The 543-nt window shown below is 51.7% G+C and carries 1 protein-coding gene; it reads right to left on the bottom strand.

Annotated features, from left to right (window positions below; genetic code table 11):
• A partial coding sequence (locus tag ACTHUR_RS17395; RefSeq protein WP_440399963.1) for a DNA translocase FtsK 4TM domain-containing protein occupies positions 1 to 543 on the bottom strand: 543 nt, incomplete at both ends.

Raw genomic sequence — 543 nt, 5'->3', positions numbered from 1 at the left:
GCTTCGGAGTGGACATCTTCTTTTTTATTTTGGAATTGAGACAGTTTTTTCATCAGGCTGCCAAACAGGCCGCCCATATGGCTGCCGGATTTGGCCATGACTTCCAACCATGACACCTGAGCCAGCAGGGAAATGGATAAAAGCAACATCACCAGCATAATCAACAGGCTGCCCGACTTGCCTAACAGCCAAGCCAAGCCTGAACCGGCCAACAGGCCGACCAAGCCACCGGCTCCAACGGGAAGGGATTCGCTCAATGCGTTGTCAAACAGGAAATGTTCGATAATCGGGCTGCACACCAGCAGGAGGAATAATGCCAAAGCGGCTACGCCGTGATTGTAGGGCTTATGGTTTTCCTGCTTTTTCATGGGGCGGAAGTTTTTGTAGAGGAAAACGCAAGAGGCGGCTATCCACCACCAAAATGATAAGCCGAACAGATAATATCCGACATCGGAAAGATAGGAGCCAAAGAGGCCGCCAAGGTTGGCGACATCGTTGCTTTTGGGAACGCTGCGCGACCATGCAGGGTCGTCCATGCTGAAG

This window comes from Neisseria sp. P0021.S007 (genome assembly GCF_051956855.1).
Note: the sequence above shows the minus strand (reverse complement) of the source record. Positions and strands in the feature narration are given on the sequence as shown.